General features: G+C 72.0%; 8 protein-coding genes. 7 read left to right on the forward strand and 1 reads right to left on the reverse strand.

What is annotated here, in order from left to right; genetic code table 11:
* The first annotated feature begins 1 nt into the window (after position 1).
* Together ACWFRU_RS10895 and ACWFRU_RS10900 are read left to right on the forward strand one after the other, a co-directional pair.
* Positions 2 to 11,938: an SDR family NAD(P)-dependent oxidoreductase gene (locus ACWFRU_RS10895; RefSeq protein WP_453685778.1), complete on the forward strand. Its 11,937-nt coding sequence runs from the start codon at positions 2 to 4 to the stop codon at positions 11,936 to 11,938.
* Positions 11,939 to 11,970: 32 nt separating this feature from the next.
* Entirely contained in the window at positions 11,971 to 16,911 is a 4,941-nt protein-coding gene (locus ACWFRU_RS10900) for a type I polyketide synthase (RefSeq protein WP_453685889.1), read from the forward strand.
* Positions 16,912 to 17,012: 101 nt separating this feature from the next.
* On the opposite strand, the gene ACWFRU_RS10905 is transcribed toward ACWFRU_RS10900, so the two are convergent.
* The gene (locus ACWFRU_RS10905) at positions 17,013 to 17,480 is read right to left on the reverse strand and encodes a DUF1579 family protein (RefSeq protein ID WP_453685779.1); all 468 of its coding nucleotides are present in this window, start codon (positions 17,478 to 17,480) and stop codon (positions 17,013 to 17,015) included.
* Positions 17,481 to 17,957: 477 nt separating this feature from the next.
* Here ACWFRU_RS10905 and ACWFRU_RS10910 point away from each other — a divergent pair, with 477 nt between their 5' ends.
* The 5 genes from ACWFRU_RS10910 to ACWFRU_RS10930 all read left to right on the forward strand — a co-directional run bounded on the left by ACWFRU_RS10910 (position 17,958) and on the right by ACWFRU_RS10930 (position 26,602).
* On the forward strand, positions 17,958 to 20,768 hold the full coding sequence (locus ACWFRU_RS10910; protein ID WP_453685890.1) for a helix-turn-helix transcriptional regulator: 2,811 nt from the start codon (positions 17,958 to 17,960) through the stop codon (positions 20,766 to 20,768).
* 228 nt (positions 20,769 to 20,996) lie between these two features.
* Positions 20,997 to 22,055 carry an LLM class flavin-dependent oxidoreductase gene (locus ACWFRU_RS10915; RefSeq protein WP_453685780.1) on the forward strand — a complete coding sequence of 353 codons (1,059 nt, stop codon included), beginning with the start codon at positions 20,997 to 20,999 and terminating at the stop codon, positions 22,053 to 22,055.
* Positions 22,056 to 22,127: 72 nt separating this feature from the next.
* The gene (locus tag ACWFRU_RS10920; RefSeq protein WP_453685781.1) at positions 22,128 to 22,604 is read left to right on the forward strand and encodes a flavin reductase family protein; all 477 of its coding nucleotides are present in this window, start codon (positions 22,128 to 22,130) and stop codon (positions 22,602 to 22,604) included.
* Positions 22,605 to 22,650: 46 nt separating this feature from the next.
* Positions 22,651 to 24,138 (forward strand): AMP-binding protein, encoded by a 1,488-nt coding sequence (locus ACWFRU_RS10925; RefSeq protein WP_453685782.1) that lies wholly within the window; start codon positions 22,651 to 22,653, stop codon positions 24,136 to 24,138.
* Positions 24,139 to 24,307: 169 nt separating this feature from the next.
* Positions 24,308 to 26,602 (forward strand): MMPL family transporter, encoded by a 2,295-nt coding sequence (locus ACWFRU_RS10930; protein WP_453685891.1) that lies wholly within the window; start codon positions 24,308 to 24,310, stop codon positions 26,600 to 26,602.
* Positions 26,603 to 26,696: the final 94 nt, after the last annotated feature.

The following is a 26,696-nucleotide window of genomic DNA, read 5'->3' on the forward strand; positions in this document are numbered from 1 at the left end:
CATGACTGACGAACGCAACCTCATCGACTACCTGAAGCGCGTCACCGCCGAACTGCACCAGACCCGGCGCCGCCTCCAGGACGCCGAGACCGCCCACCGCGAGCCGGTGGCGATCGTGGGGATGGCCTGCCGCTACCCGGGAGGGGTCGAATCCCCGGAGGACCTCTGGGAGTTGATGGCCGGCAGCCGGGACGCGATGGAGGAGTTCCCGCGGGACCGGGGCTGGGACGTGGACGGCCTCTACGATCCCGACCCGGAGCGGGCGGGGACGTCGTACGTCCGCGTGGGTGGCTTCCTGAAGGACGCGGCGGGTTTTGACGCGGGCCTGTTCGGGATCTCGCCGCGTGAGGCACTGGCGATGGACCCCCAGCAGCGGTTGTTGCTGGAGGTGGCGTGGGAGGCGTTCGAGCGGGCGGGACTCGACCCGTTGGGCATGCGGGGCAGCGACACCGGCGTCTTCGTCGGCGCGCCCAACTCGGAGTACATGGGAAGTCTCGGCCACGTCCCGAAGCACCTGGAGGGATACGCCCTCACCGGCAACGTCGCCAGCGTGGTCTCCGGCCGCGTCGCCTACACCTACGGCCTCGAAGGCCCGGCCGTCAGCCTCGACACCGCGTGCTCCTCCGCCCTCGTCGCCCTGCACATGGCCTGCCAGGGCCTGCGCCAGAACGAGTGCTCCCTCGCCCTGGCCGGCGGCGTCAGCGTCATGGCCACGCCCACCCTCTTCACCGAGTTCTCCCGGCAGCGCGGACTGGCGGCCGACGGCAGGGTGAAGGCGTTCGCGGCTGCCGCGGACGGCACCAACTGGGGTGAGGGTGCTGGCCTCTTGGTGCTTGAGCGCCTGTCGGACGCCCGGCGCAACGGCCACCGTGTCCTGGCCGTCGTACGCGGCTCCGCCGTGAACCAGGACGGCCGCAGCAACGGACTCGCAGCCCCCAACGGCCCGTCTCAACAGCGCGTGATCCGGGCAGCGCTGGCGAGCGCGGGTCTTTCGCCGGCCGAGGTGGACGCGGTGGAGGCGCACGGTACGGGAACCCGCCTGGGGGACCCGATCGAGGCCCAGGGGCTGCTGGCCACGTACGGGCAGGGTCGCGCGGAGGACCGGCCGCTGTGGCTGGGCTCGGTGAAGACCAACCTGGGGCACACCGCCGCCGCCTCTGGAGCGGCGGGCGTGATGAAGATGGTGCTCGCGCTGCGGCACGAGACCCTGCCGCCGACCCTGCACGTGGACGAGCCGACGCCGGAAGTGGACTGGTCCGCGGGAGACGTCCGTCTCCTGACAGAGGCCCGCGCCTGGCCGACCGGCGAACGCACACGCCGGGCGGGCGTGTCGTCGTTCGGGATCAGCGGCACGAACGCGCACGTGATCCTGGAGGAGGCGCCGACGGAGACTCCGGCCCCCGGCTCGCAGGAAGAGCCGGAGCAGGCCGGGTCCGTGACCGTGCCGGTGGTGGTGCCGCTGTCGGGCGCCGAACCGGGAGCGCTGCGTGACCTCGCGGGCCTCGTGCGCGACGCGGTGGCCGAGCGGGAGCTGTCCGCGCCGACGGTCGCCGCGGGCCTCGCACGGCGTGGAGGACTGGCGCACCGGGCGGTGGTGGTGGCCGACGACGACCAGGAACTGGCGTCGGGGCTGGATGCCGTCGCGCGGGGCGCTGTGAGCGGTTCGATCACGGAGGGCGTGTCGGCCACACGGGCGCGTACGGCACTGCTCTTCTCCGGCCAGGGGGCACAACGCGCGGGTATGGGACGTGAGTTGTGCGCGTCGTACCCGGTCTTCGCTGCCGCCTTCGAGGAGGCGTGCGGGCATCTGGATGCGCATCTGGGCGTGGAGGGAGTGCGGCTGCGGAATGTGGTGTTCGGTGAGGCCGAGGGGCTGGGCCGGACGGTGTTCACGCAGGCGGGGTTGTTCGCCTTTGAGGTGGCGCTGTTCCGGCTGGCCGAGTCCTTTGGGGTGCGCCCGGACTATGTGATGGGCCATTCGGTGGGCGAGTTCGCCGCGGCTCATGTGGCGGGTGTGCTGTCACTGGAGGACGCGTGCCAACTGGTCTCCGCGCGTGGCCGGTTGATGGACGCTCTGCCAGCGGGTGGGGCCATGGTGGCGGTCGAGGCGAGCGAGGCCGAGGTACGGGGGTGGCTCACCGCCGGCACTGACGCTGACGCCGGCTCTGGCGTTGGCACTCGGGTTGAGGTGGCCGCGGTGAACGGGCCGCGGTCGGTGGTGGTCTCCGGCGCCGAGGACGCGGTGACGCAGGCGGGGGAGTGGTGGCGCGGGCAGGGTCGGCGGGTGCGTCGACTCGACGTGTCCCACGCCTTTCATTCCTCCCTGATCGAGCCCATGTTGGAGGAGTTCGGCCGGGTCGCGGCGGGTGTGAAGCTGTCGGCACCGCGTATCCCGCTGGTGAGCAATCTGACCGGGCGCCCGGTGTCCTCCGAGGAGATCACGACCTCTGACTACTGGGTGCGGCATGTCCGTGAGGCGGTGCGGTTCGCCGATGGGGTGCGGTGGCTGGTGGAGGACGGGGCCCGGGTCCTGCTCGAAGTCGGCCCCAGCGCGGTCCTCTCCGGACCGGCCACCGAATGCGTGGCCGAGTGGGGCGTCGGTGAGCGCGAGGCCGTGGTCGTGCCGTTGTTGCGGGCGGACCAGCCGGAACCCCGTACGTTCCTGACCGGCCTGGCCCTGGCCTGGACGCACGGCACGCAGGTGCGGTGGCCCGCCCGTTCTGGCCCCGTCGACGACCTGCCCACCTACCCCTTCCAGCACCAGACCTTCTGGCTCCACCACACCCCGGCGTCGTCCCCCGGCCACCCCCTGCTCGGCGAGACCGTGGAGCTGGCCGACGGGGGCGGTACGGTCCTCGGCGGCCGTATCTCCCTGCGCGCCCAGCCCTGGCTCGGCGGCCACGCGCCCGCGGGGCAGCCCCTGCTGTCCGGATCGGTGTACGTCGAGCTCGCGGTGCGTGCCGGTGACGCCGTGGGCTGCGCATGCGTCGAGGAACTCACCCTGGAGGCGCCGCTGGTGCTGCCCGATGCGGATGAGGTCCAGCTCCAGGTGGTCGTCGAGGCCGCCGACCCGCAAGGCCGCCGGGCCTTCGCCGTGCACTCCCGGGTGGGTGACAGCGGCTGGCTGCGGCACGCGGGCGGCATCCTGGGCGAAGCCGCGCCCGTGGACACCGCCGAGGAACTCACCGCCTGGCCGCCGCCGGGAGCCGAGCCCGTCCCCGGCACCGAAGCGGACGCCCGCGCTTGGCGGCGCGGCGACGAGACCTTCGCGGAAGTCGCGCTCCCCGACGAGCTGCGCGCCGAAGCCGAGCGCTTCGGGCTGCACCCGGCGCTGCTCGACCGTGTCCTGGGCACGCTCGACCTCGGCATGCCGGCCGACGGTGGGGAGGGCACCCGGATGCCGTTCGTCTGGCAGGGCGTGACCCTGCTGGCGACCGGGGCGGCCGACGTCCGCGTACGCATCACCCGTACCGCCGATGACACCGTGTCCCTCCTGCTGACGGACCCGAGCGGCCGTACGGTGCTCTCCGCGCCCGTCCTGGTGGCACGCCAGGTCACCCCCGAGCAGCTCAGCGGCGACACGGCCCGCGGCCATCTCGCCGACGCGCTGTTCCACGTGACCTGGACACCGCTGACCGGCGATGCCCCCGATCCCGTACGAGATGCCCCCGGCCCCGCACGCGAGGCAGAGCTGGGCCACGTCGATCTCGCGGACGTACCCCAACTCCTCGCCTCGGGCGCCCCCTTGCCGCCCGCGGTAGTCCTGCGCTGCAACGCCGCCACCGACGACGGTGACCCGCACACACCCGCGCGAGAAGTGCTCCACGCCCTGCGGACCTGGCTCGCCCAGGAGCGACCGGAAGCGGAATCGGAACCGCAGGCGGGACCGAAGCCGGAAGCGAACCCGCAGGCGGAGCACGGGCCGCGCTTGGTCGTCGTCACGCGCGGTGCCGTCGCTGTCGCGGCCGACGGTGGTGCGGGCGACGTGCCGGACCTCGGCACGGCCGCGGTCCCCGGCCTCGTACGCGGCATCCAGGCCGAACACCCCGGCCGCGTCATCCTCCTCGACGCGGACCCCGACGCCGCACGTGGAGACGAAGACGACGACTGGTCCGCGCACCTGGCCGCCGCCCTCGCAACGGATGAACCCGAATTCGCCCTGCGTGGCGACACCTTGCTCGTGCCACGCCTCGCCCGGACCCAGCAGCCCGAGACCACGCCACCGCCCCTCACACCGGACCCCGAGAGCACCGTCCTGATCACCGGGGGCACGGGGGCGCTCGGAGCGGCCGTGGCCCGGGACCTGGTGAGCGGTCATGGCGTACGACGGCTCGTCCTGGTCTCGCGGCAGGGCGCCGACGCCCCGGGAGCCGCCGCACTCGACGCGGAACTCACGGCGCTCGGTGCCGAAGTGACCGTCGCCGCGTGTGACGTCGCCGACCGCGACGCGCTTGCCCGTCTCCTCGCGGAACATCCGCCGACCGCGGTGATCCACGCCGCGGGAGTCCTCGACGACGCCCTCCTGGAGGGGCTCACGCCCGAGCGCCTCGCGGAGGTCCTGCGCCCCAAGGCCGACGGGGCGCGGCACCTGCACGAACTCACCGCCGGTCTCGACCTGTCGGCCTTCGTGCTGTTCTCCGCGTCGGCGGGCCTCCTCGCCGGCCCCGGCCAGGCCGCGTTCGCCGCCGCCAACACCTACCTGGACGCCCTCGCCGCCCACCGCCGCGCCCGCGGACTGCCGGCCACCTCGGTGGCCTGGGGACAGTGGGAGCAGGCGGGCGGCATCACCGCCCGTCTCGACGCCCCCGGCCGGGCCCGCCTGGCCCGCACCGGCCCGCGCCCCATGAGCACACCCCAGGCCCTCGCGCTCCTCGGCGCCGCCCGCGCCTGCGCGCACCCGGCGCCGCTCGCCGCCCGCATCGACCTCGCCCGGCTGCGCGAGGAGGCCGGGCAGGGCACCGTGTCACCCCTGTGGCGCGGCCTGATCCGCGCCGCACGGCGGCGCGCGGACCGCACGGGTCCGCGCGGCGGGAGCGGCGAGGACACGACGCAGGCGAGCCGCATCGCCGCACTGGCCGGGGAGGAGCGCAAGCGCGCGCTCCTGGAGCTGATCCGCGCCCATGTCGGCGCCGTGCTCGGCCACGCCGACCCCACGGCCGTCGCCCCCGCACAGGCCTTCAAGGACCTCGGCTTCGACTCCCTGATGTCCGTGGAACTGCGCAACCGCGTCATCGCGTCCACCGGCCTGCGCCTCCCGGCGACCCTCGTCTTCGACCACCCGAGCCCGGCCGCGCTCGCCCGCTACGTGGACGAACAGCTCCCCGGCGGGCAGCGCACGCCGGTCACCGCCGCCCTCGCCCCCGCGCGCGACGCGGCGGCACCCGACGACGACCCGGTCGTCATCGTGGGCATGGCCTGCCGGTTCCCCGGCGGCTCGGACTCGCCGGAAGCGTTCTGGGAGCGCATCGCCGAGGGCGCCGATCTCGTCACGCCCATGCCGCAGGACCGCGGCTGGGACCTCGACCGCCTGTACGACCCCGACCCGGAGCGGCCCGGCACCTTCTACACGAAGGGCGCGGGGTTCCTCGACGACGTGGCGGGCTTCGACGCGGAGTTCTTCGGGATCTCGCCGCGCGAGGCCCTGGCGATGGACCCGCAGCAGCGCCTCCTGCTCGAAGTCTCCTGGGAGGCACTGGAGCGGGCGGGGCTCGACCCGGCGGCGCTCCAGGCGACCCGTACCGGCGTGTTCGTCGGCGCGGGCGGCTCCGAGTACCTCTCCCGCCTGACCCAGGTCCCGCAGGACCTGGAGGGCTACACCATCACCGGCAACGCCCTGAGCGTCGCCTCCGGTCGCATCTCCTACGTCCTGGGTCTCGAGGGGCCCGCGGTCACCGTGGACACGGCGTGCTCGTCCTCGCTGGTCTCCCTGCACCTGGCGTGCCAGGCGGTGCGCCAGGGCGAGTGCGACCTCGCGTTGGCGGGCGGCACCAACGTGCTGTCCGGGCCCGGCGCCTTCGTCGAGTTCTCCCGGCAGGGCGCCCTCTCCGCCGACGGCCGGGCCCGCTCCTTCAGCGCGGCCGCCGACGGCACGAGCTGGGCGGAGGGCGTCGGGATGCTGCTGGTCGAGCGCCTCTCGCGGGCGCGCAGCCAGGGTCATACGGTGCTCGCGGTGATCCGGGGGTCGGCCGTCAACCAGGACGGCGCGAGCAACGGCCTGACAGCACCCAACGGCCCCTCCCAGCAGCGGGTCATCGGACAGGCGCTCGCCGACGCGGGCCTGACGGCCGCCGACGTCGACGCCGTCGAGGCGCACGGCACCGGGACCAAGCTCGGCGACCCCATCGAGGCGCAGGCCCTGCTCGCCACCTACGGGCAGGCCCGCACGGACGACGACCCGCTGTGGCTCGGCTCCGTGAAGTCGAACATGGGGCACGCCGCAGCCGCCGCGGGTGTCGCCGGGGTCATCAAGATGGTGATGGCGCTGCGCAACGAGACACTGCCGCCGTCCCTGTACGCGGACGACCCGACCCCGCACGTCGACTGGGAGTCCGGCGCGGTCAGCCTGCTCACCGAGGCCCGTGCCTGGCCGGCCGGTGACCGCCCGCGAAGCGCGGCCGTCTCCTCCTTCGGCATGAGCGGCACCAACGCGCACCTGATCCTGGGGGAGGCGCCCGCCGCCCCCGAGCGGACCACCACCGGGGAACCGGCCCCCGCCGAGCAGACCGTGCCACCCGTCGAGGCCCCTCTCGGCTTCACCGCCGCCCCGGTCTCCGGCCGGGGCACGGCCGGGCTGCGCGGCCAGGCCGCCCGTCTGGGCGCGTTCCTCACCGAGTCCGGCACGACGCCCTCGGTGGAATCCGTCGGCGCCGCCCTCGCGCACCGCACCGCCCACTCGCACCGCGCCGTGGTCATCGCGGCCGGCCAGGACGAACTGGCCACCGGTCTGAGCGCCCTGGCCGACGGCGACACCTCCGCGGAGAACGTCGTGGACGGCGTCGCACGCGGCGAGGTCAGCCCTGTGTTCGTCTTTCCCGGTCAGGGGTCGCAGTGGCGGGGTATGGCGCGGGAGTTGTTGGAGAGTTCGCCGGTGTTCGCGGAGTCGGTGGCCGCGTGTGCCGAGGTGATCGAGCCGCTGACCGGTTGGTCGGTGGTGGAGGTTCTTGGTCGTGAGGAGGAGGGGTGGCTGGAGCGCATTGATGTGTTGCAGCCGGTGATGTTCGCGGTGCAGGTGTCGTTGGCCCGGTTGTGGCAGGCGTGTGGTGTGCGTCCCGCCGCGGTGATCGGGCACTCCCAGGGGGAGGTCGCCGCGGCCTGTGTGTCGGGGGCGTTGTCCCTCGAAGACGCCGCACGCGTCATCGTGCTGCGCAGCCGACTGCTCGCCGAGGTGCTCACAGGTAAGGGAGCCATGGCCTCCGTGGGCCTCCCGGCAGATCAAGTGCGGGAGCGAATAGCGCGGTTGGGATGTGCCGAGGACGACGCGGTCGTCGTCGCCGGGTTCAACGGCCCCTCGTCCACCGTCATCTCAGGCGAGCCCGGACCCGTCGAGGACCTGGTGGCCGCCTGTGTCGCCGACGGGCTCCAGGCCCGCGTCGTGCCGGTGACCTTCGCCTCGCACTCGCCGCAGGTCGAACAGGTCCGGGAGGCGCTGCTCGCCGAACTGGCCGACATCCAGGGCGAGACGGCCCACATTCCGTTCTGCTCCACCGTCTCCGGCGAGCTCCTCGACACCCGCGAACTGAACGCCGCGTACTGGTACCGCAATGTGCGCGAGGCGGTCGACTTCCAAGGCGGCGTACGGACCCTGCTGGCCGCGGGACACGAGGTGTTCATCGAGATCAGCACCCACCCCGTGGTCCTCCCCGGCATCGAGCAGACTGTCGACGCCGAGGGCGCGTCGGCCGTGGCCCTGGGCACCCTGCGCCGCAACGAGGGGGGCCTGCGGCGCTTCTGCACCGCGCTGGCCCAGGCCTGGGCGCAGGGCGTGCCCGTCGACTGGAGCGCCCTGCACCCCGCCGACACCCCGCGGGCCGAGCTGCCCACGTACGCCTTCCGGCACGACCGCTACTGGGTGGACCCCGACCCTCAGGACGGCGACGTCTCCGCGGCGGGTCTGACGTCACCCGGCCACCCCCTGGTCGGCGCGACCGTCGAACAGGCCGACGACGACCGGGTGTTGCTCACGGGCCGGCTGTCGCTGAGCACCCATCCGTGGCTCGCCGACCACGCGGCGGCCGGCGTGGTGCTGCTGCCCGGTACCGCGTACGTCGAGCTCGCCATCCGCGCCGGTGACGAGGTCGGCTGCGGCCACATCGAGGAACTCACCCTCGAAGCCCCGCTCGTCCTGCCCGAGCGCGGCGGCGTCCGCCTTCAGGTCGCCGTCGGCGCCGCCGACGAGAGGGGCCGCAGGGAGGCCGCCGTGCACTCCCGGCCCGAGGACGGCGGCGTCTGGACGCGGCACGCCAGTGGCCTCCTCGCCGCCAACCGCCCCGCCGACGCCGCGGCCTTCGAAAGCCTTGGGGCGTGGCCCCCGGTGGGCGCCGAGCCGCTCCAGGCGGAAGGCATGTACGCGGAACTGGCGGACCGGGGGCACGGATACGGTGACGCCTTCCAGGGGCTGACCGCCGCCTGGCGCGCCGACGACACCCTCTTCGCCGAGGTCACGCTGCCCGAGGTGGTGCGGGACGGAGCCGCCCGCTTCGGAGTGCACCCGGCGCTCCTGGACGCGGCCCTGCACACCCTGGGCCTCGGCGGTCTGCTGCCGAGGGAGGGCACCTGGCTGCCCTTCGCCTGGAGCGGGGTCTCCCTGCACGCGTCCGGCGCCGCCGCACTGCGTGTACGGATCACCAAGGCCGCCGAGGGCTCCGTGAGCCTGCACGCCGTCGACGCCGCCGGTGAGCCCGTGCTCTCCGCCGCCTCGATGGTGGCCCGTCCCGTCTCGGCCGGGCATCTGCGCGGCTCCGGCGACGGTGCCAACGCCTCGCTGTTCGAACTCGACTGGGCCCCGGCGGAGGCTCCCGAGGGCCCGGCTTCCGGGACCTGGGCGCTCATCGGCCCCGACCCACTGGGGATCGCCGCCGCCATCCCGGGCACCGTGGCCACCCGCCACCACGACTCGGTCGCCGCCCTCCTGGCGGCGATCGACGCGGGGGAGCCGCTGCCGGACACGGCCGTGCTCACGGTCACCGGTGGAGCCTCCGGCACCGGTGACGGCCTCGCGGCTGCCCCGACCGGTGACGGCCTCGCGGCCGACGTGCGTGGCGTTCTCGATCAGCTCCTGATGGCGGTGCGTGCCTGGCTCGACGACGATCGCCTCGAGAGCTGCCGTCTGGTCGTGGTCACCCGGGGCGCGGTCGCCGTCGGCGCCGACAGCGACGTGCCCGATCTGGCGGCGGCCCCCGTCTGGGGTCTGATCCGCTCCGCGCAGGCCGAACACCCCGGCCGGTTCACGCTCCTGGACATCGACGGCGACGACGCCGCGTGGGGCCCCGCCCTGCCCGCCGCCATCGCCACATCCGAGGCCCAACTCGCCCTGCGTGAGGAGAGGGTGCTCGTCCCGCGACTCGCGCGCGTCGGCGCGGACGGGGCCCTCGTGCCGCCGCCGGGAGCCGCCTGGCGCCTGGAGACCACCGGAGCCACCGGCACGTTCGACGACCTCGCGCTGCTGCCCGCCCCGGACGCCGAGGCACCGCTGGAGCCCGGAACCGTACGGATCGCCGTGCGCGCCGCGGGCATGAACTTCCGTGACGTCGTCGTGGGCCTCGGCATGGTCCCCGACCAGAAGGGCCTCGGCTCGGAAGGCGCCGGCGTCGTCCTGGAGACGGGCCCGGGAGTCACGGGCCTCGCTGTCGGTGACCGCGTCATGGGCGTCATGCCCAACGGTTTCGGCCCCGTCGTGGTGGTCGACCGCCACTACGTCGTCCCGATCCCCGACGACTGGACCTTCGAACAGGCCGCCACCGTGCCGACCGTCTTCCTCACCGCGTACTACGGCCTCGCGGATCTGGCGGGTCTGCGCGAGGGCGAGACGGTCCTCGTGCACGCGGCGACCGGCGGTGTCGGCATGGCCGCCGTACAACTGGCACGCCACTGGGGAGCCAAGGCTCTGGTGACCGCGAGCCCCAAGAAGTGGGACGTGCTGCGGGAGTTGGGCTTCGCGGAGAGTGAGATCGCTTCGAGTCGGACGCTGGAGTTCGAGGAGAAGTTCCTCGGGGTGACCGACGGCCGTGGGGTCGATGTGGTCCTGGATTCGCTCGCGGGTGAGTTCGTGGACGCGTCCCTGCGGCTGCTGCCTCGCGGCGGCCGCTTCGTCGAAATGGGCAAGACCGATCTCCGCGACCCCAAAGCCGTCGCCACCGCACACCCTGGAGTCGCCTACCGCGTCTGCGACCTGATCAAGGCGGGCCCCGAGCGCATCGGCCAAATGCTGGCGGAGATCGTGGGGCTGTTCGAGGCGGGCGTGCTGAGTCCTCTGCCGGTGCGGGTGTGGGATGTGCGGCGGGCTCCTGAGGCGTTGCGGTTCATGAGTCAGGCCCGGCATGTGGGCAAGTTGGTGTTGCGGATGCCGGGTGGCTGGGACCGGGACGGGAGTGTGCTGGTCACGGGTGGTACGGGTGTGCTGGGCGGGTTGGTGGCTCGGCGGCTGGTGGTGGAGCACGGCGTACGGCACGTGATCCTGGCCGGCCGCCGTGGTGACCGGGCCGAGGGCGCCAAGGAACTGGCGGAGGAGCTGACGGGCCTCGGCGCGCACATAACGGTAGCCGCGTGTGATGTGGCTGACCGTGCGGCGCTGGATGAGCTGATCGCCGCGATCCCGCAGGAGTTCCCCCTCCGGGGTGTCGTGCATGCGGCTGGTGTGCTGGACGACGGTTTGATCGGGTCGTTGACGCAGGAGCAGTTCGAGCGGGTGCTGCGTCCCAAGGTGGACGCGGCGGTCAACCTCCACGAGGCGACCCGGCACCTCGACCTCACCGCCTTCGTCCTGTACTCGTCGGCCTCCGGCACCATGGGCGCCCCCGGTCAGGCCAACTACGCGGCATCCAACGTGTTCCTGGACGCGCTCGCCGCCCACCGCCGCGCTCAGGGACTCCCGGCGCTCTCCCTGGCCTGGGGCATCTGGGCCCAGGCCACGGGCATGAGCGGGCACCTGGACGAAGCCGACCTGGCCCGCATCGCCCGTACCGGCGCCCTGCCGATCTCGGGCGACCAGGGCATGGCCATCTTCGACGCGGGCGGCCGCGTCGACCAGGCCGCCCTCCTCGCGTCCCCCGTGGACATGGGACGGCTGCGCGGACTCGCCGACTCCGGTGTCCTGCCGCCGATCTGGCGCGGCCTGGTCCGCGCCTCCTCACGGCGCAGCGCGGGCACCGGCACCGGAAGCTCCGACTCCCTGCTGCGCCGGCTGACCGCCACCCCGGAGTCGGAACGGCACCACTTCCTCCTGGACGTGGTCCGTACGCACCTGGGCACCGTCCTCTCCCACCCCTCACCCCAGAGCATCGACCCCGAAGGCGGCCTGATGGACCTGGGCCTGGACTCGCTCACCGCGGTGGAACTGCGCAACCGCCTGAACGCGGCCACCGGCCTGCGCCTGCCCGCCACCCTCGTCTTCGACCACCCCACGCCCAACGCGCTGGCCCGGCGCATCCACACCGAGCTCACCGGGGACGACGGCCCGCAGCCCCCGGCTCCGGGCGGCACCGCACCGGAACGCGACGAGGACATCCGCCGCGCGCTCACGGCCATCCCCCTGGACCGGCTGCGGAACGCCGGGCTGCTCGACGCACTGCTGCGCCTGGCGGACCAGAAGACCGACGCCGCCGCGGCCACAACATCCTCCGCAGGCTCGTACGAGGACGAAGAGGCGACCGACGGCGTGATCGACGAGGTCGACGTCGACGAACTGATCAAGATGGCTACGGCCGATGAGGAGAGCCACTGATGGCCGCAACGACCGAGGAACTCGTCGCAGCGCTGCGTACGTCGCTCAAGGAGACCGAACGGCTCCGCCGCCAGAATCGCCGCCTCACCGAGGCCTCTCGTGAGCCGGTGGCGATCGTGGGAATGGCCTGCCGTTATCCCGGAGGGGTCGAATCCCCGGAAGCGCTCTGGGAGTTGATGGCCGGGGGCAGCGACGCGATGGAGGAGTTCCCGGAGGACCGGGGCTGGGATGTGGAGGGGCTCTACGATCCCGACCCGGAGCGGGTGGGGACGTCGTATGTCCGTGTGGGTGGCTTCCTGAAGGACGCGGCGGGTTTTGATGCCGGTCTGTTCGGGATCTCACCGCGTGAGGCACTGGCGATGGACCCCCAGCAGCGGTTGTTGCTGGAGGTGGCGTGGGAGGCGTTCGAGCGGGCCGGTCTTGATCCGCTCGGGCTGCGGGGCAGCGACACCGGCGTCTTCGTCGGCGCCTCGCCCTCCGAGTATCTCCAGGGGCTTGCCTCCGTCCCCGAGGAGGCGGAGGGGTACGCCCTCACCGGCAACCTGCCCAGCGTCATCACGGGCCGCGTCGCCTACACGTACGGCCTCGAAGGTCCCGCCGTCAGCCTCGACACGGCCTGCTCGTCCTCGCTGGTCGCCCTCCACACGGCCTGCCACTCCCTGCGCCGGGGCGAGTGCTCCCTCGCACTGGCGGGCGGAGTCGCGGTGATGGCGCAACCGGTTGCCTTCGTGGAGTTCTCCCGGCAGCGTGCTCTGGCGGCGGACGGCCGGGTGAAGGCGTTCGCGGCGGCGGCCGACGGCACCAACTGGGGCGAGGGCGCGGGGTTGTTGGTGCTTGAGCGCCTCTCCGACGCCCGCCGCAACGGCCACCGTGTCCTGGCTGTCGTACGCGGCTCGGCCGTGAACCAGGACGGCGCGAGCAGTTCACTGACCTCACCGAACGGCCCGTCTCAACAGCGCGTGATCCGCGCCGCGCTGGCCGACGCGGGTCTTTCGCCGATTGATGTGGACGCGGTGGAGGCGCACGGTACGGGGACCCGGCTGGGGGACCCGATCGAGGCGCAGGGGCTGCTGGCGACGTACGGGCAGGGCCGTGCGGAGGACCGGCCGGTGTGGCTGGGCTCGGTGAAGACCAACCTGGGGCACACCGCCGCCGCCTCGGGCGTGGCGGGTGTGATGAAGATGGTGCTCGCGCTGCGGCACGAGACGCTGCCGCCGACCCTGCACGTGGACGAGCCCACGCCGTACGTGGACTGGTCCGAAGGCGGCGTGGAACTGCTGCGCGATGCCAAGCCGTGGCCGACGGGGGAGCGGGCGCGCCGGGCGGGTGTGTCGTCGTTCGGGGTCAGCGGCACGAACGCGCATGTGATCGTCGAGGAGGCGCCGCGGGGACCGGACGAGCTGGACGAGCCGGATGGGTCGGAGCCGCACGGGTCCGCGCTGGTGGCGGTCCCGATGTCGGCAGCCGAACCGGGGGCCCTCCGTGGACTGGCGGCCCGCGTCCGCGACGCGGTGGCGGAACAGGGGCTGAGCCCGCGGGAAGCGGGCAAGGGCCTCGCGCGGCGCGGGGTCCTGGCGCATCGGGCGGTGGTGGTGGCCGGTGACGGCCAAGAGCTGGCGACGGGCCTCGCCGCGTTGGCCGGCGGTGACCCGAGCGGCGCGGTCGTGGACGGAGTGGCACAGGGCGAGGCACGTACGGCCATGCTCTTTTCCGGACAGGGCGCACAACGGCCGGGCATGGGCCGGGAGTTGTACGAAGCCTTCCCTGTCTTCGCGTCAGCCTTCGATGAGGCGTGCGGACACCTGGACGCATACCTGGGTGTGGAGGGGGTGCGGCTGCGGGACGTCGTGTTCGGTGACGTCGAGGGTCTGGGCCGGACGGTGTTCACCCAGGTGGGGTTGTTCGCCTTTGAGGTGGCGCTGTTCCGGTTGGTGGAGTCGTTCGGGGTGCGCCCGGACTCTGTGATGGGTCATTCCGTGGGCGAGTTCGCGGCGGCTCATGTGGCGGGTGTGATGTCGCTGGAGGACGCGTGCCGCCTGGTCGCCGAGCGTGGGCGGTTGATGGATGGGCTGCCCGCGCGCGGCGGGATGATGGCGGTCGAGGCGAGCGAGGTGGAAGTACGGGACTGGCTGGCTGCCGGTGACGGTGCCGGTGCCAGTGGCGAGGTGGCCGCGGTGAACGGGCCGCGGTCGGTGGTGCTGTCCGGTGCCGAGGACGCGTTGGAGCGGGCGAGGGAGTGGTGGCTGGGGCAGGGCCGGCGGGTGCGTCGCCTCGACATATCGAACGCCTTCCATTCAGCTCTCGTCGAGCCGGTCTTGGAGGAGTTCGGTCGGGTGGTGGCGGGTGTGGAGTTGTCGGCGCCGCGTATCCCGTTGGTGAGCAATGTGACCGGGCGCCCGGTCACCGCCGAGGAGATCACTTCCCCCGGGTACTGGGTGCGGCATGTCCGAGAGGCGGTGCGTTTCGCCGATGGGGTGCGCTGGCTGGTCGAGGGTGGGGCGAACGTTCTGCTGGAAGTCGGTCCCAGCGCTGTCCTGTCCGGACCGGCCGCCGAATGCGTGGCGGAATGGGGCGCCGGTGACCGAGAGACCGCGGTCGTGCCGTTGTTGCGGGCGGACAAGCCCGAACCCCGCACGTTCCTGACCGGCCTGGCGCAGGCATGGACCCATGGCACCCCCGTGCGGTGGCCCATGAGCCCCCGGCCGGTCGACCTGCCCACCTACCCCTTCCAGCACCAGCAGTACTGGCTCGACACGCGTACCGCGACGGCCGGCTCCGGGACCGGTACCGGTGCCGTGACCGACGAAGTGAGCCTCGCCGACGCGGAGTTCTGGGCGGACGTGGAGCAGGGCAACGCCGACGTCCTGGCCAAGACCCTGGACCTCGACACCGACACCCTCACCCCCGTCCTTCCCGCCCTGTCCTCCTGGTGGCGTGGCCGTCGCGAGGACGTCACCGTCGACGCCTCCCAGTACCGGATCCGCTGGACGAGCGTGCCGCGGAAGCGTGGCGGCGACGGAGCCCCCGCCGACGTCTCCGGCACCTGGCTCGTCATCGTCTCCGAGGCGAGCCTCGACCACCCGTGGACCGAAGGCTGCCGCCAGGCCCTCGCCGACGGAGGCGGAGACCCGAAGGCCGTCGTCGTCCCCACGGGGAGCGCGGGGGGCGCGGATCGTGACGAGCTCGCCGCACTCATCCGCGAGGCGCTCGACGGCGGCGCCACCCGGCCCGTCGGCATCGTCTCCCTCCTCGGCCTGGACGAGACCCCGCACCCCCGGTACCCGGCGCTGACAGCGGGCCTCGCGGGCACCCTCGCGCTGATCCAGGCCCTGGACGACATCGGTACCGACGCCCGGCTGTGGCTGCTCACCTGCGGCGCCGTCACGACCGGAGCGCACGACGCGCCGCCACGTCCCGTCCAGGCGCAGGTCTTCGGCCTCGGCCAGTCGCTGGCCGTGGAGGACCCGCGGCGCTGGGGAGGCGAGGCTGATCTGCCGCCGGAGGTGAGCTCCACCGCGCGGGAACGCCTGTGCCGTGTTCTCGCCGGCATCGAGGGCGAGGACCAACTGGCCGTCCGCCCCCGGGGGATCCTCGCCCGACGCCTCGTACGGCCCGCGCTCGCCGAAGAGACGCCCGCGGCCCCGGCCTGGCGGCCCAGCGGCTCCGGCACCGTCCTGGTCACCGGCGGCACCGGAGCGCTCGGCGCCCACGTCGCGCGTTGGCTTGCCGGTGCCGGCGCCGGTCACCTGCTGCTCATCAGCCGCAGCGGCCCCAAAGCCCCCGGCGCCGACGAGCTGACGGCCGAACTCACCGCACTCGGCGCCGAAGTGACCATCGCCGCCTGCGATGCCGCCGACCGTGACGCGCTCGGGGCCCTCCTTGACTCCCTCCCAGCGGAGCGGCCGCTCACCGCGGTCTTCCACACGGCCGGCGTCGTGGACGACAGCTTCCTGCCCGCCCTCACCACCGAGCAGCTGGAGACCGTCGTACGGGCGAAGGCCACCTCCGCCGACCACCTCCACGACCTCACCAGGGACCGGGACCTCACGGCCTTCGTGCTCTTCTCGTCCTGCGCGAACCTGATGCCCAGCTTCGGCATGGGCAACTACGTCGCCGCCAACGCCCACCTCGACGCCCTCGCCGCAGCACGCCGCGCCGAAGGGCTGCCCGCCATGTCGATAGCCTGGGGCGCGTGGGCCGGGAAAGGCATGGCCGCGGGCGTCCCCACCAACTGGCTGCGGCAGGGCGGAATCCGCCTGATGGAGCCCGGCATCGCCCTCGCGGGGCTGCGCCGGGCCCTGGATCAGGACGAACCGCTCGCCATGGTCGCCGACATCGACTGGCGCCGCTACTCCGGCACGGCACAACCGCGCCGCCCCCTCCTGGCCGAGCTGCCGGAGGTGAGCGCGGCCCACCCCACGGCCCGGCCCGACGGCGACGGCACGGACGCCGGCACCCTGAAGGACCGGCTCGCCGCGCTGCCGCCCGCCGAACGGGCCACGGCGCTCCTGGACTTCGTACGCGCCCAGGCGGCGGCCGTGCTCCAGCACCCGGGCGCCGACGCCATCGACCCGCGGCGCCCCTTCCGCGACCTGGGCTTCGACTCACTGGCCGGCGTCCAGCTGCGCAACCGCCTGAACAGCGCCGCGGGGCTCCACCTGCCCACATCGGCGATCTACGACCACCCGACCGCGCACGCCCTGGCTCTGCACATCGACGCCGAACTCGGCGGCGCGTCCGCCGCCCCCACCGTCCTCGCCCGGATCGGGGAGCTGGAACGCGCGGTCGCCGAACTCGGCGAGGGCGACGACCGCCGGCTGATCGCGGGGAGCCTGGAGGCCCTGGCCCGCGCGGTGCGGGGAGAGGGGGCGGCCCTCGTCGGCGCAGGGTCCGCCGAGGGGCCCTCCGCCGACGAACTCGCCACCGACGACGAGCTCTTCGACCTCATCGACCGGGAGTTCGGCACGTCGTGAGGCGGCCGGCCGCGGTCCGGCGACCGCGGCCCGCCGCACAATGGGCTGTGCCCGACCTCCAGGGTCGGGCACAGCCCATTGTGCGGTCGGAGCGGAAGGCCTCAACGCGTGCGGTGGCACTCCTGGGTGTCCAGCAGAACCCATTCGCCATTCTTGAGCATGGATTCATGTATGACAAAGTTGTCCTCGTCGACCCGTCGAAATACGGTGCGTACTTCGACGTGTGAATCCGCGAGTGTGTATCGTCCCTGGAAGGGCAGCTCACCGTCTTGCCAGCCGGGTGCGGTGGAGAATCCCTGCATTCCCGTGTCGTCATAGTAGTAGCTGGTGAACACCGCGTCGGTGGAGTTCCATCCGAGCAGCCATCTGCCGCTGAGCTGCTCGCCGTTCGTCCGGTTCGCCGTCAATTCGAACTCGTAATAGTGGCCGCTCAGGACTGGCTTGATCTCTCCGGTGATCTTTGTTCCGGTATTGAGAACGCATGACATTGTGCCCAGCATGAAGTCGAGCTCGTGCATCTGCTCAGGCGCCGGTACCGCGCCGGTGAAACCCGCGCTCGCGTCGGTCATAAGTCCACTCCGGAAGGGGTGAGGGAGGACAGGGATGTACGGCGAGTGTCCGTGGTGGGCGGCGTCCCTCCATACCCGTAGGTCACCCCTAATGTGTCCGCGCCCCAGTAGGGGTCGGCGCGGAGTAGGGGGTGGGGCGGAGGGGGCGGAAAAGGAAAGTTGAATTCCGCTTCACCGGCGATCAGTGGTGTTGTCGATGCCAGTAATTAGGCGCAGTTCGGGGTATCTGTCACCAGGCCCGTGGTAGCGAAATTGCGGGTTCCGTGACTGGTCAACCAAATGCTACTGTGCTCTCGGTTGAGTGGCGACACCGACGACTGGCTTCGGTCATTGTCACTCGCGGTGAAGTGTTTTTGATCAACACGGCAGACTTCAGGTCACGGTGCTGGTCTCCATCCACTGTCACATCGGCCGGTCATGTCTGCCAAGAAGTGTCCAAGCCGTAGGAACGGGGGAGCCATGGGACAAGCTGGATTGATGCTGGAGCTCACCGAGCGTGATGCTCCGTTCATGGAACTTCATCACTTACTGAAGCGGAGTATGGCGGGACAGTTTTCGGTCGCCCTGGTGAGCGGTCCGTTGAGCAGTGGAAAGACAACGTTGTTGCACACCTTCGCGGAGTACGCGGAGAGCCGGGGCGCCGCCGTCCTGAGCGCCAATGCCTCACGTGCCGAACAGTCCATGTTCCTGGGCGTACTTGAACAGATCTTCCAGGCCTGTGAAACCTGCGCGCCGTGCATTGAGGAAGCCATTGTCAGCTGGATGAAGGAGACGTCCGACGGCCTCCTGCCTGACCGGGCCGCACCCGGCGGACGATGTAGCACCATGTCGCTCTCGCGCGTCGTGTGCGAGGCGCTCAGGGACCTGGCCCGCAGCCGGCCCGTCGTGATCCTCGTGGACGACGCCCAGTTCGCGGACGACGCCTCCTTGCAGTGCCTGCTCCACCTGGCCCGCCGGCTCCACTCGGCCCGGGTCCTGCTCGTCCTCAGCGAAGCCGAATTCCTCGCCCCGATCCCCCGTGACGTCAGGTCCGAGCTGCTGCGTTCGCCCGGCTGCTCCCGCGTACCGGTCGAGCTCCTGAGCGAAGCGGGGGTCGCGGCCGCCATCGCTGGGGAGCTCCTGCCGAGCACGGCAGGGCACCTCGCGGGCCCCATCCACCGGATGAGCGGCGGCAACCCGCTCCTCGTCAGGGCGCTCATCGACGACTTCCAGTCCAAGCCGGACCTGATATCCGGGCTGCCCGCAGCGGGCAGCGCCCACCGACGTGCCGTACTCGACCTGCTGCACCGCAGTGACTCGCGCCTGGTCCAGGAGACGGCCCAGGGCATCGCCATCCTGGGTCAGCAGGCGTCCCTTCCTCTGCTCGGCAGGTTCCTCGGCCAGGACCTCTCCCTGCTCGCCCAGGCCATCGACGTCCTGCGCTCCACCGGCCTCGTGGAAGGCTGCCGCTTCCGCCACGGGGCCGCGCGCTCCGCCGTGCTCAGCAGCATGAGCGGCGGTGAACGCAAGAAACTTCATACACAGGCCGCCCACCTGCTGCACGAGGCCGGCGAAGCCGCCTCCGTCGTCGCCAGGCACATCCTGGCCTCCGGCGAACAGCAGCCCTGGTGTGCGGCCACCTTGCGCATCGCAGCCGAACAAGCCCTGGCGGAAGGCCGGTCGAGCGCCGCCGTCCGCTATCTGCGCTGTGCCCACCGTGCCTGCGGCGACCCCGTCGAGCGCGCAGGGCTCGCCTCCATGCTGATCAGCGCCGAGTGGCGCAGCAACCCCGCGGGTGCCGTCGAGCGCTATCTGCCGGAGCTCGTCGAAGCCGTCTCCGCGGGCGTGCTCACCGGCGACGACGCCGTACGCACCTTCCACTACCTGCTGTGGGACGGCCAGTTGGACCAAGCCCTCGACACCCTGCGCGACATACGCCGCAACGGCGAAGCGGCCACCGGGCACCCCGACGGGCTGCCCGAACTCGACTCGGCGGCACTGTGGCTGCCGTACTTCTTCCCCGGTCTCGCCGACGAGGTGATGGGGAGCCCCGCCCAGCCGCCGCACCCGTCCTCCCCGGTCGCCTCCGCGCTGTGGGCCCCGCAGCACCAGACGGTGGCCATGCTCGAAGCCGTGCTGCGCGAGGGTCACCTGGAAGCGGCGGTGCAGAAGGCCGAGCAGATCCTGCTCACCACGCACCTCGACGACAAGACGCTCCTGCCGGTCACCTCGGCGCTCATGACGATGGTGTTCGGCGACCGCCTCGACGTGGCCGCCTCGTGGTGCGACTCCCTGCTCGGCGCCACCACCGTCGAGCACACCCCGATGTGGCGCGCGCTGTTCATGACCCTCAAGGCGGCCGTGCATCTGCGCAGGGGTGAGCTCGCCGAATCCGCTCAGGTCACCCAGGCCGCCCTCGCCCTGGTGGCCCCCGAGAGCTGGGGCGTGGTCATCGGACTGCCGTTCTCCCTGCTCATCCAGACCGCCACCGCCATGGGCCACTACGAGAAGGCCGCCACGTATCTGACGATGAAGATGCCGCCCGCCGCGTCCCAGACCCTCTTCGGCGTCGCCTACCTCAACGCACGCGGCCACTACTACCTGGCGGCCAGTCAGTTCAAGGCGGCGTTACGGGACTTCAACACGGTCGGTGAGACCCTCGCCCGCTGGCGCTTCGACAGCCCGGCGGTCTTCTCCTGGCGCTCCAGCGCCGCCCACGCCCACCTCTGCCTGGGGGAGACGGAGCAGGCCGTCGCCCTTCTGAAGGAACAGCAGAGCCTCCTGGGGCCCGATCAGCACGAGGCCTGGGGGCTGACCCTGCGGGCCTGGGCGGCGACCAAGGACGCGCGGGCCGCCGTGACCCCGCTCAAGGAAGCCGCCAAGCGGTCCCAGCACGTCGGCAACCGGCTTGGCCTGGCCCAGGCGCTCGTCGGCCTGTCGCACGCCTACAAGGCGCTCGGTGAGCACGACCACGCGGAGGTCACCGCGGCGCGCGCCCTCAAACTGGCCAACCAGTGCGGTGCGGGACCGCTCAAGGCCATGCTGATCCCCATGACGGGCGGCGCCGAACGCCCCGGCGTCAGCCCCGCCGCCGCGCCGGAGACCTCCACCGTCACCGTCCTGAGCGCCGCCGAGAAACGCGTGGCGGTCCTCGCGGGCCAAGGCCACACGAACCGCCAGATAGCCGAGAAGCTGTACGTCACGGTCAGCACCGTGGAGCAGCACATGACCCGCATCTACCGCAAGCTGTCGGTCAAGCAGCGCTCCGACCTCGGCCCCGCCCTGCAGTCGGCCATCCCGGCCGAGTAACCCCCACTTCCCCCGCCCCCGCCGCTTCCCCCACCGCCCCCCAGCCCCGCACCCCTGTGCCCCACACGGCAGTTAAGGGGGTCCTGATTCCCCGGTAGGGGGCTGACGGGGCCACCGTGGCTGCATAGGTTCGCCTGGCGTGGCCGAGCTTCCGCCGGCGACCCGGCTGTGCCGCCCCCCGACGTACCGCCCCGCAGATCCGATCACCCGCGCCCCCAGGAGGGTTCGATGAACTACGGCATCTCGCTGCTTCCCGACTGCCGCCCGGAGGTGCGCCCGGCTCCCGAGTACTTCGCCGACGTGCTGCGTCTCGCGGAGCTCGGCGACGAACTGGGCTTCTCGCACATCAAGATGACCGAGCACTACCTGCACGCCGCCGGAGGCTACTGCCCGAGCCCCCTGGCCTTCCTGTCCGCCGTCGCGGCCCGCACCCAGCGCATCCGGCTGCTGACCGGCGGCATCCAGGCCTCCTTCCACCACCCCATCCAGATCGCCGCCGAGGCCGCGCAGGTCGACGTCATGAGCGGCGGCCGCCTCGACGTCGGCTTCGCCCGCGCCTTCCTGCCCTACGAGTTCGACGCGTTCGGCGTGAGCATGGACGAGAGCATCGTGCGCTTCCGTACGACGGTCGACTCCGTCGTGCGGCTGTGGACGCAGGAGAACGTCACCGAGAACACCCCGTACTACCGCTACGAGAACGCCAACTCCTTCCCCGCCTCGGTCCAGCGCCCCCACCCGCCGGTGTGGATCTGCGCCATCATGTCCGAGAGCAGCTTCCGCTGGGCCGGTGAGCAGGGCTACAACCTGCTCGTGACGGCCTCCCCTCAGCCGGAGACGTTCAAGCACGTCAACGGCCTGGTCAGCGCCTACCGCGAGGAGTTCGAGAAGCACCACGGCCACACCGGCCGCACGCCGCAGACCGCCATGGTCGTGCCGCTGGTCCTCGCCGACACCGACGAGGAGGCCATGGAGTCGGCCCAGCCCTACCTCCAGGAGTACATCGACGTCTGGAAGGAGGCGGCCCACTCGGTCCTGAGCGTCGACTCGCCCGACTACAAGGGCTACAGCCAGGCCCTGTCCAAGTCCGTCGAGGCCGGCGGCAAGGGCGCGGGCGGCAACGGCATCATCGCTTCACCGGAGACCGCGGCCCGTCGCGTCGACGAGATGCAGAACGCCCTGGGCATGGACACCATCCTGTGGCAGGTCGACTTCGGCGGACAGCCCTACGCGATGATGGAGCGCACCCTGCGCCTCTTCGCGGAGAAGACCCGGCCGATGCTCGGCTGAGCCGGGCCCACGCCGCCGAGGAGAGGACCCACGTACGTGCCACAGCCGGACATGCGCGGTGCATCGCGCCAGATGACACCCGTCGTGCCACCCCCGCACCTGCGTTCCGTGCTCCGCAGCCTCGCGACGGGCGTGACCGTGGTGACGACCGACACGCCGGAAGGACCGGCCGGCGTGTCGATCAACTCCTTCACCTCGGTCTCGCTCGAACCGCCCCTGGTCCTGTTCTGCATCAGCAGGACGTCACGGACCTGGCCGGCCATCGAGGCCGCGGGCCACTTCGCGGTGAGCATCCTCGGCAGCGGCCAGGAGCGGATCGCCCGCCAGTTCTGTGCCACCGGCGTGGACCGGTTCGCCGGCCAGCGGCTGACCACCGCCTGGACCGGTGCGCCCGTCCTCGCCGACGCCGCCGCCTACCTCGACTGCACCCTCGCGCGCGTCGTCGACGCCGGTGACCACCACATCGTCATCGGTGAAGTCGTCTCCGCGGGCGCCCTCGACGACCAGCGGCCGCTCGTCTTCGCACACAGCCGGTACGGAACCTGCTGACCTCGGCAAGTGCCGTACCCACCAAGCGGATTGGGCTGACTCGACCGTGCCGTCCCTCACTTTCCTCGCGTCCTTCAAGGAACATGCCGGGCGTGCGCCGACGGCCCCGGCGCTGATCACCTCCGCCGGAGTCGTCACGTACGGCGAACTGGCCGCGCAGGCCGCGGCGTTCGGGGAGGCGCTGCGTGACGCGCACGTCCCCGCCGACGCGCCGGTCTGTGTGTACGCGCCGACCTCGGCGGCGACCGTCGGGCTGGCCATCGCCTGCCTCGGCGACGACCGCCCGGTGCTGCTGCCGTCCGCGGAGCTGGGTGCGGACACCTTGGGCGAGCTCGTCGGCAGGGCAGGGGCGGAGTGGATTCTCGCGCCCGAACCCTCGGGTCGCGTGGGTGACGTAACAGCCCAGAAGGTGGCGGCACCGCCGGATCACGCCGTCAGGCCGGTCATCCCCGACGGTGTGGGTCTGATGCTCACCACCTCGGGGTCGACCGGTGTGCCCAAGATCGTCCCCCTTCCCCGCGACGGCGTGGAGGCGTTCATCGCCTGGGCCGCCCGGCGCTTCGGCATCGGCCCCGGCACCCCGGTGCTCAGTTACGCCCCGCTCAACTTCGACCTCTCCCTCCTGGAGGTGTGGACGACGCTGGCCGTGGGCGGCGGCGTCGTGCGCGTGGACGCCGACCGGGCCGGGGACGGCACCTATCTGCGGGATCTGATCGACACGCACGACGTCCGCCTTGTGCAGGGGGTGCCCATGCTCTACCGGCTGCTCCAGGATGCCGGGCCCACCGCGCCCGCACGCCTCACCGCCCCGCGCCACGTCCTGTTCACCGGCGACACGATGCCGCCGAAGGTGCTCGCCGCCATGCCGGAACTCTTCCCCGAGGCCCGCTTCTGCAATGTGTACGGCTGCACGGAGACCAACGACAGCTTCCTGTACGAGGCCGACCGTACGGCCATGAGCGCGGGGGAGCCGCTGGCGCTCGGCACTCCGCTGCCGGGCGTCGACGCGCTGGTCCTCGGTGCGGACGGGCTGCCGCTTTCCGGCGAGGGCACGGGTGAGCTCGTCGTGCGCACACCGTTCCAGGGCCGCGGCTACCTCGGCTCCGGCGCGGCCAAGGGCGGCTTCGTCACCCGTGACGACGCGGACGGTGTGCCGCGCGTGTACTTCGCGGGCGGTGACGTCGTGCACCGCGACGCCGACGGCTGCCTGACCCTCGTCGGCCGCAACGACTTCCAGGTGAAGGTGCGCGGCACGCGCGTCAACGTCCAGGAGGTGGAGCAGGTGCTGCTCGACCATCCGGACGTGGTGGAGGCCGGGGCCGTCGCCGTCCCGGACGACCTGGCCGGCCACAGGCTGCGCGCCTTCGTCCGCGCCGTCCCCGGCTCCGGCCTGGGTGTGCTGAAGCTGCGCCGGTACTGCGCGCAGCGGCTCACGCGGGCCGCCATCCCCGAAGACCTGCGCATCGAACGCGAGGCGCTGCCGCGGGGTGCGACGGGCAAGATCGACAGGGCCGCGCTGCGGCAGCTTCCGTAGCAAGGACTTTCCCTCAGTTCGCCCGCCCCGGCGGGTGAACTGGCATGTCCCGAACGGTGCATGACGGCGCGTCACATCTTATTTCTTTCTTGCCGAACGCCTTACCGGGCGCCAATTACGAGAGTAGGCTCCGAAATGACTGTTCACTAGCTATCGATGGATGGGTGTTGTGTCTACCTTCCTCTACAGGCTGGGCCGCCTGTCGTTCCGGCGGCGGAAACTGGTTGCACTCGTGTGGCTGGGGCTGCTCGTCGCCGCCATCACCGGCGCCGTCACCCTGTCCGGCCCGACCTCGGAGGAGTTCCGCGTCCCTGGTACGGAGTCGCAGAAGGCCAACGACCTGCTCGCCGAGCGCTTCCCGCAGGCAGCGGCGGACGGGGCCACGGCCCGCGTCGTCTTCGCCGCACCCAAGGGCGAGAAGCTCACGGACGGGCCGGAGGCCAGGGCCGCGATCGACGAGACCGTCGCCACCCTCAAGAGCGCCCCCCATGTCGCCAAGGTCGAGTACGCGAGCGATCTCGTCTCCAAGGACGGCCGCATCACCTTCGCGCAGGTCAGCTACAAGGTGCCGGCCGGTGACCTCACCGAGAAGGACAGGGACGCCCTCAAGGCGGCCCCTGACCCCGCGCGCGACGCGGGCCTCAAGGTCGAGATGGGCGGCGACGCGATCAAACCGCAGGGCAGCGGTCTGACCGAGATGATCGGTGTGGTGGTCGCCGCGGTGACCCTCATCATCGCCTTCGGCTCACTCGTCGCCGCCGGACTGCCCCTGCTCCTGGCCTTCGTGGGCCTCGGCATCAGCGTCTGCGGCATCTACGCGGCGACGGGCTTCATCGACCTGACCGAGGACGCCATGGTCCTCGCGATCATGATCGGCCTCGCGCTCGCCATCGACTACTCGCTCTTCGTGATGTTCCGCTACCGCCACGAGGTGCGTTCGGGACGGACACCGGAAGAGGCCATCGGGCACGCGGTCGGCACGGCGGGCACGGCCGTCGTGTTCGCGGGCCTCACCGTGATCATCGCCCTCTGCGGCCTCTCCGTGGTCCAACTGCCGCCGCTGACACAGATCGCGCTCTCCGCCGCGGTGTCCGTCGCCATCACCGTCTGCGTGGCCCTCACCCTGCTCCCGGCAGTCCTCGGCTTCGCGGGCAAGAGGGCCATCGCGGGGCGGCGCGCGGGAGCCCGCGCGAACAAGGCTGAGCAGAAGGCCGCCACGGGGAACACGGCCCAGGAGACCGCGCGGGACAAGGACCAAACCCTGCCGGGCGGCACCCTGTTCAGCTTTACGCCGCCCCTCGGCAAGCGCTTCGGCAACCTGATCGCCCGGCGCCCCCTGCCGATCCTCCTGGTGACCCTCGTCGGCCTCGCCGTCGTCGCCATCCCCGCGTTCTCCATGCGCCTGGGCCTGCCCGACGAGGGCACCGAACCCGCGCACACCACCCAGCGCGAGGCGTACGACCTGCTCAGCGACGGCTTCGGCCCCGGCTTCAACGGCCCGCTGCTCGTCGCCATCGACAGCCCCGAAGGCACCGACGCCAAGTCCGTCGCGGACCGGATGTACAAGGACGTCAAGGGACTCGAGCACGTCGCCGCCGTCGACCGGGCCGTCGTGAACGAGGCCGGCGACACCGCCCTGCTGACCGTGGTGCCGACCAGCGGCCCCACCACCGAGTCCACCAACGACCTCGTGAACGCCATCCGCGACAAGGGCAGCGCCGTCCAGGACGAGACCGGGGCGGACGTCGCGGTGACGGGCAAGACGGCTCTCAACATCGACATGTCCAAGAAGCTGTCGGACGCCCTCATGCCCTACCTGATCCTGGTGGTCGGACTCGCGTTCCTGCTCCTCATGATCGTGTTCCGGTCGGTCCTGATTCCGCTGACCGCGGCGCTCGGCTTCCTGCTCAGCGTCGGCGCCACCTTCGGCGCGGTCGTGGCCGTCTTCCAGTGGGGCTGGCTCACCGACGTCCTCGGCATGAGCTCCCTCGGCGTCACCGTCAACCTCCTGCCGATCTTCATGATCGGCGTCGTCTTCGGCCTCGCCATGGACTACCAGGTGTTCCTGGTGACCAGGATGCGCGAGGAGTACGTGCACGGGGCGGGCACCAAGGAATCCGTCGTCGCCGGATTCTCGTACAACGCCCGTGTGGTGACGGCCGCGGCGGTCATCATGATGAGCGTCTTCGGCGGCTTCACGCTTGCCGAGTCGACCATGGTCCAGGCCGTGGGGTACGCACTGGCGGCCGCCGTTTTCTTCGACGCGTTCGTCGTCCGCATGGCCATGCTGCCCGCCGTCATGTGCCTGCTCGGCCGCGCGGGCTGGTGGCTCCCCGGCCCGCTGCAGCGCCTGCTGCCGGACGTCGACGTCGAAGGCCGCGAGCTGCGCAAGCTGGAGCAGCCGCCACAGCAGCCCGTGCACGCCGAGCCCGCGGTCACCTCACCGGGCGGCGGACGCGAATAACCGCACCGCCCCCACCTTGTCGGCGCCCGCCCCACATCCCCCGGGGGCGGGCGCTTTTCATGCCCTCCCCCTAAAGAAAAGGGCCGCCAATTAG

It is taken from the genome of Streptomyces sp. NPDC055099 (genome assembly GCF_053607685.1).

Coding starts and splice junctions, on each gene's coding strand:
- ACWFRU_RS10895 (WP_453685778.1), top strand. CDS start 2: ATGACTGACGAACGCAACCTCATCGACTACCTGAAGCGCGTCACCGCC.
- ACWFRU_RS10905 (WP_453685779.1), bottom strand. CDS start 17,480: ATGACCGACGCGAGCGCGGGTTTCACCGGCGCGGTACCGGCGCCTGAG.
- ACWFRU_RS10910 (WP_453685890.1), top strand. CDS start 17,958: ATGCTGGAGCTCACCGAGCGTGATGCTCCGTTCATGGAACTTCATCAC.
- ACWFRU_RS10915 (WP_453685780.1), top strand. CDS start 20,997: ATGAACTACGGCATCTCGCTGCTTCCCGACTGCCGCCCGGAGGTGCGC.
- ACWFRU_RS10920 (WP_453685781.1), top strand. CDS start 22,128: ATGACACCCGTCGTGCCACCCCCGCACCTGCGTTCCGTGCTCCGCAGC.